At 56.5% G+C, this 14,609-nt stretch carries 14 protein-coding genes and 1 pseudogene; 8 read left to right on the top strand and 7 right to left on the bottom strand.

Features of this window, described 5'->3' with window-relative positions; all coding sequences use genetic code 11:
- Window positions 1-45: 45 nt before the first annotated feature.
- The 5 genes from ACE2AA_RS16625 to ACE2AA_RS16605 all read right to left on the bottom strand — a co-directional run bounded on the left by ACE2AA_RS16625 (window position 46) and on the right by ACE2AA_RS16605 (window position 3,738).
- Window positions 46-936, bottom strand: coding sequence for an aldo/keto reductase (locus tag ACE2AA_RS16625; protein WP_395372435.1), 891 nt, complete (start codon window positions 934-936; stop codon window positions 46-48).
- A 48-nt stretch (window positions 937-984) separates the two neighbouring features.
- A complete protein-coding gene (gene bdcA / locus ACE2AA_RS16620) occupies window positions 985-1,698 on the bottom strand; it encodes an SDR family oxidoreductase (protein ID WP_395372434.1) in 714 nt (237 codons plus the stop codon).
- A complete protein-coding gene (locus ACE2AA_RS16615; RefSeq protein ID WP_395372432.1) occupies window positions 1,695-2,147 on the bottom strand; it encodes an SRPBCC family protein in 453 nt (150 codons plus the stop codon). The genes bdcA and ACE2AA_RS16615 overlap by 4 nt, the downstream gene beginning before the upstream one ends.
- Before the next feature lie 31 nt (window positions 2,148-2,178).
- A complete protein-coding gene (locus tag ACE2AA_RS16610; RefSeq protein WP_395372430.1) occupies window positions 2,179-2,940 on the bottom strand; it encodes an SDR family NAD(P)-dependent oxidoreductase in 762 nt (253 codons plus the stop codon).
- Window positions 2,941-3,090: 150 nt separating this feature from the next.
- Window positions 3,091-3,738, bottom strand: coding sequence for a TetR/AcrR family transcriptional regulator (locus ACE2AA_RS16605; protein WP_395372428.1), 648 nt, complete (start codon window positions 3,736-3,738; stop codon window positions 3,091-3,093).
- Between the two features lie 105 nt (window positions 3,739-3,843).
- Here ACE2AA_RS16605 and ACE2AA_RS16600 point away from each other — a divergent pair, with 105 nt between their 5' ends.
- Both ACE2AA_RS16600 and ACE2AA_RS16595 read left to right on the top strand, forming a co-directional pair.
- Window positions 3,844-5,052, top strand: a complete 1,209-nt coding sequence (locus ACE2AA_RS16600) for an MFS transporter (RefSeq protein ID WP_395372426.1) — start codon at window positions 3,844-3,846, stop codon at window positions 5,050-5,052.
- A 269-nt stretch (window positions 5,053-5,321) separates the two neighbouring features.
- Window positions 5,322-5,786 (top strand): DUF1348 family protein, encoded by a 465-nt coding sequence (locus ACE2AA_RS16595; RefSeq protein WP_395372425.1) that lies wholly within the window; start codon window positions 5,322-5,324, stop codon window positions 5,784-5,786.
- A 49-nt stretch (window positions 5,787-5,835) separates the two neighbouring features.
- Here the strand turns inward: ACE2AA_RS16595 and ACE2AA_RS16590 are convergent, their stop codons facing one another.
- Window positions 5,836-6,582 carry an SDR family oxidoreductase gene (locus ACE2AA_RS16590; protein ID WP_395372423.1) on the bottom strand — a complete coding sequence of 249 codons (747 nt, stop codon included), beginning with the start codon at window positions 6,580-6,582 and terminating at the stop codon, window positions 5,836-5,838.
- 153 nt (window positions 6,583-6,735) lie between these two features.
- Here ACE2AA_RS16590 and ACE2AA_RS16585 point away from each other — a divergent pair, with 153 nt between their 5' ends.
- Window positions 6,736-7,650, top strand: coding sequence for a helix-turn-helix domain-containing protein (locus tag ACE2AA_RS16585; protein WP_395372421.1), 915 nt, complete (start codon window positions 6,736-6,738; stop codon window positions 7,648-7,650).
- Between the two features lie 222 nt (window positions 7,651-7,872).
- On the opposite strand, the gene ACE2AA_RS16580 is transcribed toward ACE2AA_RS16585, so the two are convergent.
- Window positions 7,873-8,592 (bottom strand): helix-turn-helix transcriptional regulator, encoded by a 720-nt coding sequence (locus ACE2AA_RS16580; protein ID WP_395372419.1) that lies wholly within the window; start codon window positions 8,590-8,592, stop codon window positions 7,873-7,875.
- Between the two features lie 69 nt (window positions 8,593-8,661).
- Here ACE2AA_RS16580 and ACE2AA_RS16575 point away from each other — a divergent pair.
- The 5 genes and pseudogenes from ACE2AA_RS16575 to ACE2AA_RS16555 all read left to right on the top strand — a co-directional run.
- Window positions 8,662-9,057, top strand: a pseudogene (locus tag ACE2AA_RS16575) (VOC family protein); the annotation flags it as partial.
- A 618-nt stretch (window positions 9,058-9,675) separates the two neighbouring features.
- Window positions 9,676-10,826, top strand: a protein-coding gene (locus ACE2AA_RS16570) for an IS3 family transposase (protein WP_395372417.1) whose coding sequence is annotated in 2 segments (ribosomal slippage) — window positions 9,676-9,934 and window positions 9,934-10,826 — 1,152 coding nt in all. Because the reading frame shifts where the segments join, the coding sequence is not laid out codon by codon here.
- Between the two features lie 677 nt (window positions 10,827-11,503).
- Window positions 11,504-12,526, top strand: a complete 1,023-nt coding sequence (locus ACE2AA_RS16565; RefSeq protein WP_014106763.1) for a ParA family protein — start codon at window positions 11,504-11,506, stop codon at window positions 12,524-12,526.
- A complete protein-coding gene (locus ACE2AA_RS16560) occupies window positions 12,526-13,407 on the top strand; it encodes a ParB/RepB/Spo0J family partition protein (RefSeq protein ID WP_010511481.1) in 882 nt (293 codons plus the stop codon). The genes ACE2AA_RS16565 and ACE2AA_RS16560 overlap by 1 nt, the downstream gene beginning before the upstream one ends.
- A 90-nt stretch (window positions 13,408-13,497) precedes the next feature.
- Window positions 13,498-14,316 carry a replication initiator protein A gene (locus ACE2AA_RS16555; RefSeq protein ID WP_010511482.1) on the top strand — a complete coding sequence of 273 codons (819 nt, stop codon included), beginning with the start codon at window positions 13,498-13,500 and terminating at the stop codon, window positions 14,314-14,316.
- Window positions 14,317-14,609 lie beyond the last annotated feature (293 nt).

Below are 14,609 nucleotides of genomic sequence, written 5' to 3'. Positions count from 1 at the left end.
CCTCGGCCTCTCGGCACTGGAACGGTGATTGTCCGGGGCCCTTCCCTATGGCGTTGACTGAAACGCCTTGCGGCCTTCTGAATCTAATGCCGCGAAATCTTCATCAGAAAGGTTGATGTCGGCCGCGGCGACATTCTGCTCCAGATGCGCGACCTTCGAGGTGCCGGGGATTGGCAGCATCACCGGGCTGCGTTTCAGGACCCAGGCCAGTGCGATCTGGCTCGGGTGCGCGCCGTATTTCCCTGCCATGGTGTCCAGAATTGAGCCCGGCTTCGCGAGGTCACCGGCGGCGAGCGGAAACCAGGGGATGAACCCGATGTTCTGGCCAGCGCAGTAGTCGAGCACGTCCTCGCTAGTGCGATCGATAAGATTATAGCGGTTCTGGACGGTGGCGACGTCAAAGAACTTTGACGCGGCCTTGATGTCATCGACGGATACTTCGCTCAAGCCCGCATGACGGATCAGTTTCTGGTCGATGAAGGACCTGATCGCATCGAACTGTTCATCGGCAGGGACTTTGGGATCAATCCGGTGCAACTGCCAAAGATCAAGCTGTTCGACGCCGAGGTTACGCAGGCTCTTGTGCACCTGCTGCAGCAGGTATTCCGGCCGCCCGACCGGCTTCCAGATATCCGGTCCCGATCGGGTCAGACCACCCTTGGTCGCGATCACGAGGCCCTTACGGTACGGGTGCAGCGCCTCCCTGATCAGCCATTCCGAGACATCCGGCCCGTAAGAATCTGCCGTATCGATGAAGTTGACGCCAAGTTCAGGAAGGCGCCTCAGCGTGCGGATGACCTCATCATGATCGGCAGGCGGCCCCCATATGCCCGGGCCTGTGGTGCGCATTGCACCGAAACCAAGCCGATGAATGGCGAGATCGCCGCCAATCCTGAAAGTGCCCGCATTGGCGGCATGAGCGGATGAATGGGTCATGGTCCTCATTCCTTTTTTCCAGCGAATGGGTGGGGATCAGTCATTCCGTCAGGCTGCGAAGCCACCATCAATGTTGTATGCTGCACCGGTAATGATGCCAGCCTCTGGACCGGCAAGATATGCAACCAGCCCCGCAATCTCCGCGCCCGTGGCATGGCGCTTGATCGCCATGAAGTCGTGCATGACGTCCTTCAGCGGCCCATCGGCGGGGTTCATGTCGGTATCGGTGGGGCCGGGCTGGACAACGTTGACGGTGATGCCGCGTGCCCCGAAATCACGCGCCAGTCCCTTGACCATGCCTTTCAGTGCCGCCTTGCTGGCGCTGTAGGCTGCAAGCCCACTCATCGGCATACGATCTGCATTGGCTGAGCCGATGAAGATGATGCGGCCGCCGTCGGGCATATTCCGTGCAGCGGCAACCGCCGCGTGATAGGGCGCAAGGGTATTGATGCGGAAAAGCCGGTCGATGGCGTCCGGCGGCATGTCCAGCGGGTCACCCGCGCCGAGAATTCCGGAATTGACGACCAGCACGTCCAGTGGGCCGAGCGAGTTGATCAGCGCGATGAGGGCGTCCCGGTCGCCACTGTCGGCGCGCAGGGCCCTGCTTCCGGTCTCGGCCGCCAATGCCTGGGCATCGTCAGGAGACGACAGATACGTGAAAATGACTTTGGCGCCATCCGTTGCGAAGCGACGCACGATGGCGGCCCCAATCCCACGACTGCCGCCCAGCACGAGGACGGATTTTCCATCAAAGCTGCTCATGACCGTGTTTCCCTCAACGCCAGAATTTCCGCCAGCCTGTCGAAGGCTGGCTGATAGATGTGTGTCGGCATCCGGGTCTCCATGCTGGCGGCGTGTTCGGCCGATGCTTCGAACTGACCGCGCCAGCGGATAAACGTGCGATCGCCATCTGTTATGGGCAGAAGCGTGATGGTCGAGCGGTAGTTCCGGATCGGCAGGGCCGATTCAATGATCGAGAACGTCACCGCATGCTCCACGTCGGACAGCGCCAGAAGCTGTTCACGGATGACACCGACATCGCCCATTTCAACACGGCGGATTGCGCCGACACGGTCGCCGGGATCATCGCCTTCGATCACGCAGCCTTTCACGCCCGGCAACCAGTTTCCAAGGGCACCAAAATCACGGATCAGCCCCCAGACGGACGAAACAGGCGCAGTGATGACGCTGCTGGCCATAACGTGGATCATACAGATACCCCCTGCCCTTTTCTGTGTGGAATCAAAGTGACTGGCCTCCCGTCACTTCGATGCGCTGGCCATTTACCCAGTGCATGTCATCGGACAGAAGGCCACGGACCGCGGCCCCGATGTCGTCAGGTTGGCCGACGCGCCCCAGCGGCGTGATTTCTGCGAGGCTTTTGTTGACCGCGGCATCGTCACGGACCAGACCGCCACCGAAGTCCGATGCGACCGCGCCAGGGGCGATGGCATTGACCGTAATGCCGCGCTCGCCCAGTTCTTTTGCCATATAGAGCGAGATGACTTCGGTTGCGCCCTTCATGGCCGCGTAAGGACCATGATCCGGCAGGTAGAAACGCGTCGCGGCAGAGGTGATGTTGAGAATGCGCCCGCCATCACGGATCAGGGGCAGAAGGGCTACCGTCAGCAGGTACGGGCCTTTGAAATGAATATTGTACTGATTGTCGAGCTGTTCGGACGTTGCGGCATCAAAGCGCGTGTGGATGATGTTGCCGGCGTTCTGGACAACATAACTTAGCTTCTCCTGCCCGAACCCGCTTGCAAGAAGGGCTTTGACCTGCCCGGCAAAATCCGTGAACGACGCATGGTTCGCGATGTCCAGCTGCAGCATGCGCAGCTTTGCGTCCTTCTGGCTGAGGGCGGTTTCAGCAGCCTTCGCCTCATCTGCATTGGCGTGATACGTGCCGATCACGTTGATTCCGACGGCCGTAAGATGCCTGGCAATACTGTATCCGATGCCACGATTGGCACCCGTGACGAGGGCGATTTTTGATGTGCTCATGATCGGATTCCCTGAAGAGGCATGGCGTCGGGTTCCGCAGACACCATTTCCATATCGACCGATCCATAATAGGGACACGAAGCAGGGTCAAGGATTTGTGGACCGACCGATATGGAATTTTCGTGCCGGGTCCGGATCGTCTCGCCGCTGTCAGTCCGTCAGCTTTTTCTTGGGCCGCTTTGCTGTTTCCCGTTTCACCGCGTTGATATCCCACAACGTCAGCAGCGACGTGACGGCCGCATCCAGAGTGTCCGGACGCATCCCGTCCCGGGCTTCGCATGTCATGCCGTGGAAAAAAGTCGTGAGAATATCGGGCAGCACATCTGTCGCCGGGGACGCGTTCAGTTCACCATTGGCGATGGCGCGCTCCACACAGGCCCTGATGCCGGTGCGCGTGCGCTGTCGTTCCGCCGCAAGAAGCGCCTGAACAGGTTCGTTTTCAGGTGAACAGTTGCTGGCACCGCACACGACCAGGCATCCGGCCGGATGGGTGCGGGCAGACTGCATGCGCGCCGAACTGCGCAACGTCCGTTCGATGGCGTCGCGCGGGGGCAGGCTTTCATCCCATAACGGCGCCATGACCTGCCCGTATGTGGCCAGATAACGCTGCACCACTTCGCGGAACAGGGCTTCCTTCGAGCCGAACGCGGCATAGAAGCTCGCAGGCGAAATGTTGCCCATGCAGGATTTGAGCTGCGTCAGGGAGGTCGGCTCATATCCCTGCGCCCAGAAAAGCGCCGTGGCGGCATCAATCGCCCTGTCGCGGTCAAACTCACGGGGACGCCCGGTCCGCGCCATGTCATCGTTCCTTCCGAAAGACTTCCATATTAAGTGATCCATAAATGATTGCCAAGGCTGCTATCGCCCTATATATGTATCGAACGATCCATATATGAGCACCCCATGAACCCCACCATCACAGTGCCCACGCAAAAAACCGACGCACGCCTTCCGATTGCCGGCCTGCTTGCGCTGGCCATGACCGGTTTCATCTGCATCATGACCGAAACCCTGCCGGCGGGTCTGCTGCCTCAGATCGGCGCGGGTCTGCATATCTCCCCGGCGCTCGCCGGGCAGATGGTGACGGCCTATGCCATAGGCTCGCTGAGTGCGGCGATCCCGCTTACACTCGTCACGCAGCGATGGCGGCGCAGGAAGGTCCTGCTGCTGGCGATCATAGGCTTCGTGGTGTTCAATTCCATCACGGCGTTTTCAACGCATTACGGCATGACCCTTGTGGCCCGGTACGGAGCAGGTGCGGCGGCGGGTCTCGCCTGGGCGTTGCTGGCAGGCTACGCACGCCGGATGGTGACGCGCGCCCAGCAGGGCCGTGCCCTGGCGATTGCCATGGTGGGCACGCCGATCGCGCTCTCGCTGGGGGTTCCCGCCGGGACATGGCTGGGCGCTGCCGTTGGCTGGCGGCTGGCTTTCTGGATCATGTCGGGCCTGACCATGCTGCTGATCGCATGGGTACTGGCGAAGGTTCCTGACTTTCCGGGGGCTGCGCACAACGAACGTCTGCCGTTCCGGCATGTCCTGTACATGCCCGGTGTGCGGTCTGTCCTCGGTGTCGTGATGGCCTGGATGCTCGCGCATAATGTGCTCTATACCTACATCGTGCCATTCGTGACGCCAGCCGGACTGGCGGGACAGGCAGATCGCATCCTGCTGCTGTTCGGGGTCGCGGCCCTTATCGGCATCTGGCTGACCAGCCGCACGGTCGATCACGCCCTGCGCCTGTCCGTCCTGCTCAGCCTTGCCATATTCGCTGTCGTGGCAGCGGCTTTCGCCATCGGATCAGCATCGCCTGCGGTGATCATGATCGGGGTAACGGTATGGGGGCTGACATTCGGTGGCGCCGCGACGTTGCTCCAGACTGCGCTCGCCGATGCGGCTGGCGATGGCGCGGATGTCGCGCTATCGATGAATGTGGTGGCGTGGAACAGTGCCATAGCCGGTGGCGGCCTTCTGGGCGGCGTGTTGCTCGACACATGGGGGGCGGCATCGTTCCCCTGGGCGGTGATGGGGCTTGTCGCTGTCGGCTTCCTGATTGCATGGCAGGCCCGGTCCCATGGGTTTCGACCCGGCCACCGGCTCGGGCATGGGAGCTAAGGATGTAATGGGGGTGTCAAAGGCGTCCTTCTACCCTGTGTAGGGCTATCGCTTTCACCACCACTTTTAACCCTGCTCCAGCACACGTCCTGCCTTTCTGAAGGCTGTGGCGGAACCCGCCGCATCAAGCATCTGGAAATCCGGATAAAGGACAAAGGCAATGGATCTGGCCATGTCCTGAAACGAGGGATCACTGTCATTTCGTCAGTGTCGTGAAGGAAACACAATGCTGCGACAACCATGACTGCTACACCACACGGAGCTTATCCATGTCACGACCGCCATTCCCGCCTTTTGATGTTGAAAGTGCGACACGCAAGGTCCGGCTTGCCGAAGATGCCTGGAATTCCCGGAACCCTGAACAGGTGGCGCAGGCCTATACAGTGGATAGCCAGTGGCGCAACCGGGTGGAATTCATCCATGGGCGCGATGAGATCGTGGCCTTCCTGACACGCAAATGGAACGGGGAGCACGAATACCGCCTGATCAAGGAACTCTGGGGTTTCCGCAATAATCGTATGGCTGTCCGTTTTGCCTATGAATGGCATGATGATGCGGGCCGATGGTTCCGGTCTTACGGCAATGAACTGTGGGAATTCGATACCGCCGGGCTCATGCGCCGCCGTGTCGCATCAATCAATGACCTGCCGATAGAGGCCGGAGAGCGAATGTTTCACTGGCCTGCGGGAAGACGCCCGGACGACCACCCGGGGCTGTCCGACCTTGAACTTTAATGTCCTGAAAGAAATTGCTCTCGCCGAAGTTCTTTCATGATTCCGATCCTCACCATCCCTGTTCGGTGGGCAGAACGAACAGTTCTGCGACATCCATTCGGGATGGTGCGTTCAGCGCAAACAGGATCGTGTCAGCGATGTCCTCGCCTTCCAGATAGGTCATGGACGCGGCTAGATCATCCATCTGTTTGCGGTAGGTGGCATCCGTAATCTGCTCATACAGTTCCGACTTCACGGCACCGGGTTGAATGCAGGTGACGCGGATATTGTGCTTTGGCCCGATCTCCATCCTGAGCCCGTCGGAAAACGCCGCGACGGCGGCCTTGGTGGCGCAATAGACGGCCAGGCCGATAAAGACTTTCCGGCCCGCAATCGAGGACATGTTGAAGATATGGCCCGAATGCTGAGCGATCATCTGTGGAAGAACCGCCGCCGTTGCATTGAGGACACCGGACAGGTTTACGTCCACCATACGCTGCCATTCGTCCACTTTCAGGCTGTCAATGTTGGACAGGGGCATCAGGCCCGCATTGTTGACCAGCACATCAATCCTGCCGAACCGGGCAATGAGGGCATCTGCCGCAGCCTTGCATGACGTCAGATCCGTCACGTCGGTTGGAAGGGCAACCGCTTTGCCCCCTGCCCCGGTGATTTCCGCCGCCAGCGCGTCCAGACGATCCTTGCGCCGTGCTGCCAGACCGACAATTGCCCCCTCTGTCGCAAGTTTGCGTGCTGTTGCCGCGCCTATCCCGCTGGAGGCTCCGGTAACAAGGGCAACCTTACCTCTGATATTCATGCTAATCTTCACCTATTCCGTTTAAAAAAGAACGAGAAAACAGGTAAAGACCAAGAAAGATGGTTTCTGTCGTCTGCTTGCTGAAACCATTGTAATTTTGCGATTTTGTGAGTTGGACTGGACAATTCACGGCACAGCTGAAAGGTAAGCCGGATGCCGCACCCGCATCGTTCTTCGCTGCATGCCGCCAGTTATGCCCTGGAGGACCGTATTCCGGGCCGGAAGATCGGGCAAAGCCATGGGGACGCATGGAAAGAGGCCGAGGCACAGATATTCCGCCGGCCGCAACACGAAGATGAAGTGCTGGTGCCAGCCGTGGCCGAGCCTCTGCTGGTGTGGATCATCTCGGGAGAAGCCCAGATCGAGGAACGCGAACTGGCAGGCGAATGGACGAAAAGTGAGGCCCGATCCGGATCATTTTTCCTGACACAGACCAATGCGCCTTACCTCATGCGCTGGCAGGCTGATCCGGGCCGTCCGTTTGAAGTCCTGCATCTTTATCTGGGGCTTACTCTCGTGAACCGGGCCGCCCGATCGTTGGGGCTTAATTCATCACGGCTCTCCATGCGCGACATTTCCGGTGGTCAGGACGCATTCATATCTGGCGTTCTGACAGGCCTGGCGGCCGAGATCCAGGCGACTCATTCGGCCAGTTCTCTATTTGTAAATGGCCTTCTGGAAAGCCTGACCGTCCATCTTCTGCGTCAGTATGCCCGGACACAGCCTTCGCCCACGTCCAGACCCGCACAACTGCCAGCGTGGAAGCTGCGCAAGGCGCTGGATCATATGGAAGCCCATCTCGCCGAACCGTTCGATCTCGATTTTCTGGCCGGGTTGTGCGGGATGAGCCGGTTTCATTTCAGCCGGTCATTTCACAACACCATGGGGCAAAGCCCATCACGCTGGTTTATCCGGCGGCGTGTGGAACATGCGAAGGACCTCCTGTCACAGACCAACAGGTCCATCATCGAGATCGCCCTGACCAGTGGCTACGAGAGTGCGAGCCATTTTGCACAAATGTTTCGCAGGGAAACCGGCATCAGTCCACGCGACTTCAGGAAGCTATGATGGAGACGGATAAAGCGGCTATTACCTCCCTGCTTTAAATTCCTTGACCAGATAGCGGTTAAGGCAGACATAAAAGGCCGCATTTAGACGCTGTTTTTCTCAATGCGTAACTTTCAGGCTTGATTTCTGGCTCATCTTCGGCGGGATGCTGGCCGTACGATTTCTGGGCATCTTCGCATCAAAAACCGTTGCGGATCACGACATCTAGCGCTGTTCAACGAATTAATGGGCCTCGAGCCGAGCGAGTTCCGATGCACGCCATATCTCCCAGCGGCGAAGCAGGCGGTGGTATGGTTCACCTGTCCGCTCATCCAGCTTTTCTACCGCGGTTATCCGGTCCGTACGAAAATGACGGAAGTCCTGTCGCAGTTCGCACCAGGCGATCAGCACGCGCGTGGTATCCGAATAGCCAAAAACCACTGGCCATACCGTACGCTCGGTTAGCTTACCCCGTTGATCGCAATAATGCAGGCGCAATTTCATTTCTTTGCGTATTGCAGATCGAAGGACCGCCGCGTCCACCGCATCCTCGATCGCATCCAGAGGCAGCTTCGCCGCAGTGCTCGGCGCAATAATGAGTGACTGCAGGCGCTCGGGCACGACTGCCGCAACCTTGGCAAGAACGTCCAATGCCGCGCGTGAAAGCATTTCATCGCCATGGGCTGCCACCCACTGCGCGCCCAGAACAATCGCCTCAATTTCCACCGGGGTCAGCGCAAGCGGCGGCATGTCGTATCGGGTGTCAAGCACGTAACCAACGCCAGCCTCACCTGAAACGGGCACGCGCTGCCCCATCAGATGCGCGATATCGCGGTAGATCGTGCGCGTGGAGACCTCCAATTCCCCAGCCAGCGCCTGCGCCGTGATGGGGCGCGACGACCGGCGCAGGATTTGGATAATCTGAAAAAGGCGGTCGGTACTACGCAAGGGTTTTGCAATCATGCTGACAGGATGCTGTCAGCATGATTGTGCCAAAAGACGGCGAACACAACCTTATGCAGGAATCGCTCGATGAAGTTTGCCTCTACCCGCCTGATTGCCGCTGACATCAACACCATGGTTGCATTTTATGAATTGGTGACCGAACAGCCTGCCGAATGGCTTGCACCTCAGTTTGCCGAAATCGTCACCCCTGGCGCGACACTCGCGATCGGTAGCGCCGAGACGGTCGCCCTGTTCAGGGAAGGAACTGCCGAACCGGGGGCAAACCGCACCGCAATTCTGGAATTCAGGGTTGATGACGTGGATGCCGTATTCGCACGCCTGAAAAACAAAGTGGACGTTGTGATTGAGCCAAAGCTGCTGCCATGGGGCAACCGCACGGCCCAGTTCCGTGATCCCGAGGGCACGATCATCAGCCTGTTTACGCCGTTAACCAAAGCCGCCCGCGCCCGTTTCGGAACCCGGCGACAACGGGTGGCCAACCGGTCTGTTATTTCTATAGACAACATACAGGAAAGCGGGGGGGGAGGCGAACGACCTAGTGCTGGGAACTAACCTGAAGAAACCGGTCATTTAATCCCGGTGTCTCGGTCTCGTGACAGCTTTACGTCGTCCTAGTTCAAAGCAAAACGGCATATATAGCAGCGTGACCTATCTCTCGCTTCTTTCATGCCTTGAAAAAGAACGTCGATAATCCGCTTGCACCGTACCTTCATCTCCACGTGATTAACAGGTCGGCCTCCTGAACATTCGACGATGAGCGCCATGACAGCGTCCTGGTCCATCCCGATGCTGCGATCCGCCTTGCTGTCATAGACTAGAGCCCCCAAGGCGCGGCAGTGCTCTGTCTTACCATGTCCAGCAAACGTCTCGCTGCAGCGATTACGTTCCATGGCGGTCTTTCGGATGAAACGCCGGCCACATGAAGACAGCGGAATTGGTTGCTGCCCCCTCATCGACATCGCACACCTTGCGATCGCTCACAGTGGACGATGAGGAAAAACGACGCATTATCCAAGTTGACGTGCCCCCCGAAAATGTGCCCATTTTAGAGTAGAGTCCGATCGAGAAGGATACGGACGGATGAAACGCAGTCGCTTTACGGAAGAGCAGATCATAGGGATCCTGAAGGAACAGGAAACTGGGCTGAAGGTCTCTGATCTTTGCCGAAAACACGGGATCAGTGACGCAACCTTCTACAAATGGAAGACCCGCTATGGTGGTCTTGAAGTGTCCGAGGCCAAACGGCTGAAGGCGCTGGAAGATGAAAACAGCCGCCTGAAACGTCTTCTGGCGGATGCCATGCTGGATAATGCAGCGCTGAAGGAAATCGTTGGAAAAAAGTGGTGACGCCTGTCGCCAAGCGGCAGGCGGTCGACCATATTCGCGGTGTTCTGGCCCTGAGTGAACGCCGTGCCTGTGCGCTTGTCGGTCTTGCCCGCCGTGTTGCGCGCTATATTTCGACCAGGGCGGACGATGTCGTCCTGCGCCAGCGTCTGCGGGAACTAGCGGGCCAGCGGCGCCGCTTTGGATACCGTCGCCTGAGCTATCTTCTGGCGCGGGAAGGGTTCAACCCCAATCACAAGAAGCTGTTCCGCCTTTATCAGGAGGAGGGGCTGAAAGTCCGTCATCGGGGAGGCCGAAAGCGAGCTTTGGGGACGCGTTCTCCCATGACCGTCCCCCAGGAACCTGGGCAGCGCTGGAGCCTGGATTTTGTGTCCGACGCCCTGATCTGTGGCCGCCGGTTCCGCATTCTGGCTGTTATCGACGATTTCAGCCGGGAGAACCTGGCATTGGTTGCCGACACATCGCTATCAGGCGGACGTGTGGCGCGGGAACTGACAACTCTGGTGGAGCGATATGGCAAACCCCTCATGATTGTCAGCGACAACGGGACGGAATTCACCTCCCATGCCATTCTGAAATGGGCCGACGGGATGCAAATCGAATGGCACTATATCGCCCCGGGGAAGCCGCAGCAGAACGGGTTTGTCGAAAGCTTCAATGGCCGGCTCAGGGATGAATGTCTCAACGAAACGCTGTTCACGTCCCTGACGCATGCCCGCCAGATTCTGGCTGACTGGCGGGATGACTACAATACGGTACGCCCACATTCCCAACTGAATGGCAGGACACCAGATCAGGTCGCCAGACAAGGGTCTCGGGGGCATGCCCCCGAGACCCTTGCTATTCCATCAACTCCAAGCCATGAAAAACGGGAACTCTCCTTTTGAGTGGATACAAAAAGGGGGGCACGTCAAAGTCCCCAGTCAGGGTAAATTCATGTTCGATAGGTTTCCTGAACTTGGTGGGAGTGCAATCAAAGAGGCGGCCACGATCTCGGTGCCCAACGACGTCCAGAACCACTGCTCATAAAAATCCGGCACGCGCCCTCTGATGTTCTGACGTCCGAACATCAGCATATGCTCCGATGCTCTGACGTTCGCGCATTTTGCGATGGGATGTATTCCTCCCATCCGAGAAGGACCTTACAAATTCCGTCTGAGAATGTTCTGACGTCCGAACATTGAGCATAAGGATGAACTAGAACCAGAAGACTATCGTAACACGCCGCACAGCAAAATATCATCCTCCATTATATCTTTGATCGCTATCTCCTCGGCTGATTTATGCCTCGTTTTAATGATTTGTCCGCTTTGACAAAGCCTCATTCAAGACACAAGTAATCTATAATATGGTCCTAACATGCCGCACCTGGGCCGGGTTAGATCTTCGACGAGAAGCAGGAACACATTGATCGTATCTTTCGAAGACCAATTTAGGGCTTCATATCAGCCCATATGTCGTCGATTTTTTCCTTGACAAGAAAGACTGATAACAATCAACATCAACCATCATCGTTGATGTTGATGCTATTTTACGCATCAAAAGTCTGTCTGGGGAAGCCATAATGAACGGTCAAACATTTCGAAATAGCCGACTGACTTTGCGATTAAGTCAGGCCGACATCAAAGATGAACTCAACCGCAGACTTGGCCGAAGCTATGATAAACCCAAGATTAGCCGCTGGGAAAACGATAAAGAACCGATCCCGGATGATGTCGCCGAGGTGATACGTAATATGGCTGGCGCAGTTCAAGATTCTGCAAGAATACTTGTGCTGGCAAACCAAAAAGGCGGCGTTGGGAAAACAACGTCTTCGCTCAATCTTGCATACGCGTTGTCATCACTGGGAGGACGCGTTCTTCTCATTGATATGGATCCCCAAGCAACAGCTACAGCCGGAATACTCGCTGGCGCCAGTGTTGAACTTTATCATCAGGGTAAAACGACAGCCCACCTCATTCTCGGTGGGAAACCTCTCTCTGAAATCGTGGTTGCGGCAGGCACGCTACCAGACGGACGCGAGCTGCCCTTCGATTTCATCGCCAGCCATATTGACCTAGCTGAAACGGACGGCCGGAGAGAGCCCGGTTTTGACGCCGCGCTACGGGAAGCCATTGATCCTGTCCGTGAGGACTACGACTGGATCGTGATCGATGCACCTCCCAATCTCGGCATGCTTACATGGATGAGCCTTGCTGCTGCCGATGATGCAATTGTCCCTGTGAGAACCGAGCCTTACGACACAATGGGCGTTGGCCTGATTATCGGCACAATTGGCAAGATCCAGCGTCGTCTGAATCCAGGACTTCGACTTCTTGGTATTTTACCGACGCAATATAACGCACGCAAATCTGTGGACCGTGAAGTCCTTCAACACTTATGTTCCATGATGAAAGATCGCGCCCCAGTTCTGGAACCCGTGCCTTCAAGCGCTGTGTACGGTCATGCTGCGCGCGCAGGCAGGATTGCGTTGGAGTCCTCTTCTTCAGCGGCCGCAACGGCACCGTACCTTCGGCTGGCACAAGCACTCCAAACGAAGACAGATTTTCCGCTTGCAGATATCGAACAGCCTGAAGGTAATGCGTGATGGCAACCCGACGCAAAACAAAAGCCCCATCTCCTATTCTTGGCGTAGCCGCTGGGCTCATTGACGACGCCAGCAACAGTTTTGTTCGCCAGGACGGCAAATTTCGACATACATTCGAAATTCCTTTGACAGAAGTAGCGCCAGATCCGGACCAACCACGAAAAAGTTTTGACGACGAGAGTATCGCAGCACTGGCAGAAACAATGGTCGCTGAAGGACAGCTTCAGCCCATTCTCGTACGTCGTGTCACGAACTCACAATCCGACAAACGGTGGGTCATAGTCGCGGGCGAACGCCGTTGGCGAGCCGCGCAACATGCTGGCTGGTCCAGCATGCTTGCAATTGAACACGACGGTGATGCTGAAGTCGCAGCGCTCATTGAGAACCTTCAGAGAGTGGACCTAAACCCTCTGGAAGAAGCAACCGGCATCCAACGACTGATTGAAAAAAGAGGCTGGAACCAGAGCCAGGCAGGTGAAGTTCTTGGAAAAAGTCGCGGCGAAATTAGCTCTATCCTGAAAATCCTGACGCTCCCAACCGATATCCTTGAAGAGTTGACGTCAGAGCGAGGTGTGGCACGAAATACCCTTGTGGAACTCGCAAGAGTCCCGGATCCTGTGAGACAACAAGAACTCATTGAACAAGCCAGAACCGGACAACTCACAGTAAAAGCTATTCGACTGGGTCGAGCTGACCTCGAACGGCCGGAATCCGCACCGACCCGCAAACCTTCCGGATTTACGTTTACATCCGTAGACAGGATGGCCCAGCGTCTAAGTGAAGTCCGTGCCCAACAACTCCCGCTTAATTCGGAAGACCGTGAACGCTTGCGAAGGCTCCGGGCCGAGATTGATCAGGTGCTCGGTGATGAAAATACGTAACACTGACGAGAGAATCATTGACCCTGGTTGTATTAACCGGTTTGTTTGCATTCGGAACATCGCGCACAAAAGGCAGGGCTGGGGTAGATAATGGCTAGCAACGAAGCTGACCTGTTTGTCGACTCCCTAATAGGGGCTCCGTTAAAGGATGACAGAGCCCTTATGGAATATCCGTTCTTCAGCATCCAGAAGCAACCGCGCATGGAGCCTCTGGTATATGACGACGGGAAAATACAAATTACCATAGAACCTGGCCCAAAAGGGCTTGCGACGATTTGGGATAAAGACATACTTCTTTATGTCGTCTCTCTTATCAATGAACGCATTGAGCGAGGAATGACTGTCGACCATACAGTCCGCTTCGCTGCGCATGATCTCCTGCGCGTCACCGGTCGAGGAACAGGTAAGCGCAGCTACGACCTTTTGCTCGACGCGCTTCATCGTCTGAGATCTACGAACATCATGACAACAATCGAATCTGCAGACGAACGCGACCGGCGCGGGTTTGGCTGGATAGAGACATGGCGCGTAGTCGAGCGGAAAACATCGACTGGACGTAAAATTATGGCAGCCATTGAAATTACGCTCAATGACTGGATGTTTCGTGCCCTCGTCAAGGAACGCAGGGTGCTGACAATTAACCCCACTTATTTTAGTCTCGATAGTGGCCTGGGTCGCCGTATTTATGAGATCGGACGAAAGCATCTTGGTAACCAAGAAATATGGAAAATTAGTCTAGATAAACTCGCCAAGAAAATCGGTACTACACGCGAATTACGATTTTTCAAAAGAGATCTTCTCAAAATTATAGGCGATGACGTTATCCCCGATTATCAGCTATCCCTCGAAGTAGGTCCAAGGGGAGGGCGTCCCGTAGTGATTTTTGAACATCGAGAATCACAATCTTAGCGATAAAATATGAGCAGGACATGTGCGCGATGTTCCGAACCATGAGACGCTGTCGCATTTGTTTTCCTGGGCGGCTGTGAAGCGCAAAATACCCAAGATATCAAGCCTGCTAGTTATCGGATGCCATAACTTGTCATCGCCCAAGGAATCAAACGCACGGACGTCCGAACGCCAGAGACCTACCTTAAACGTGCGCGATGTTCCGAATTCATGGCGTTTGGGCAGAGACTGCGCCTCATCAACACCTTGGGCAACTATCGGCGTGAACTTGATAACCGAATTAGCAAGGTGAA

The organism is Komagataeibacter diospyri (assembly GCF_043995075.1).
Classification (GTDB): Bacteria; Pseudomonadota; Alphaproteobacteria; order Acetobacterales; family Acetobacteraceae; genus Komagataeibacter; species Komagataeibacter diospyri.
Note: the sequence above shows the minus strand (reverse complement) of the source record. Positions and strands in the feature narration are given on the sequence as shown.

Bases quoted from the DNA above. Each gene is read 5' to 3' on its own strand.
- ACE2AA_RS16625 (WP_395372435.1), bottom strand. From the start codon at position 936: ATGACCCATTCATCCGCTCATGCCGCCAATGCGGGCACTTTCAGGATT.
- bdcA (WP_395372434.1), bottom strand. From the start codon at position 1,698: ATGAGCAGCTTTGATGGAAAATCCGTCCTCGTGCTGGGCGGCAGTCGT.
- ACE2AA_RS16615 (WP_395372432.1), bottom strand. From the start codon at position 2,147: ATGATCCACGTTATGGCCAGCAGCGTCATCACTGCGCCTGTTTCGTCC.
- ACE2AA_RS16610 (WP_395372430.1), bottom strand. From the start codon at position 2,940: ATGAGCACATCAAAAATCGCCCTCGTCACGGGTGCCAATCGTGGCATC.
- ACE2AA_RS16605 (WP_395372428.1), bottom strand. From the start codon at position 3,738: ATGGCGCGGACCGGGCGTCCCCGTGAGTTTGACCGCGACAGGGCGATT.
- ACE2AA_RS16600 (WP_395372426.1), top strand. From the start codon at position 3,844: ATGAACCCCACCATCACAGTGCCCACGCAAAAAACCGACGCACGCCTT.
- ACE2AA_RS16595 (WP_395372425.1), top strand. From the start codon at position 5,322: ATGTCACGACCGCCATTCCCGCCTTTTGATGTTGAAAGTGCGACACGC.
- ACE2AA_RS16590 (WP_395372423.1), bottom strand. From the start codon at position 6,582: ATGAATATCAGAGGTAAGGTTGCCCTTGTTACCGGAGCCTCCAGCGGG.
- ACE2AA_RS16585 (WP_395372421.1), top strand. From the start codon at position 6,736: ATGCCGCACCCGCATCGTTCTTCGCTGCATGCCGCCAGTTATGCCCTG.
- ACE2AA_RS16580 (WP_395372419.1), bottom strand. From the start codon at position 8,592: ATGATTGCAAAACCCTTGCGTAGTACCGACCGCCTTTTTCAGATTATC.
- ACE2AA_RS16565 (WP_014106763.1), top strand. From the start codon at position 11,504: ATGAACGGTCAAACATTTCGAAATAGCCGACTGACTTTGCGATTAAGT.
- ACE2AA_RS16560 (WP_010511481.1), top strand. From the start codon at position 12,526: ATGGCAACCCGACGCAAAACAAAAGCCCCATCTCCTATTCTTGGCGTA.
- ACE2AA_RS16555 (WP_010511482.1), top strand. From the start codon at position 13,498: ATGGCTAGCAACGAAGCTGACCTGTTTGTCGACTCCCTAATAGGGGCT.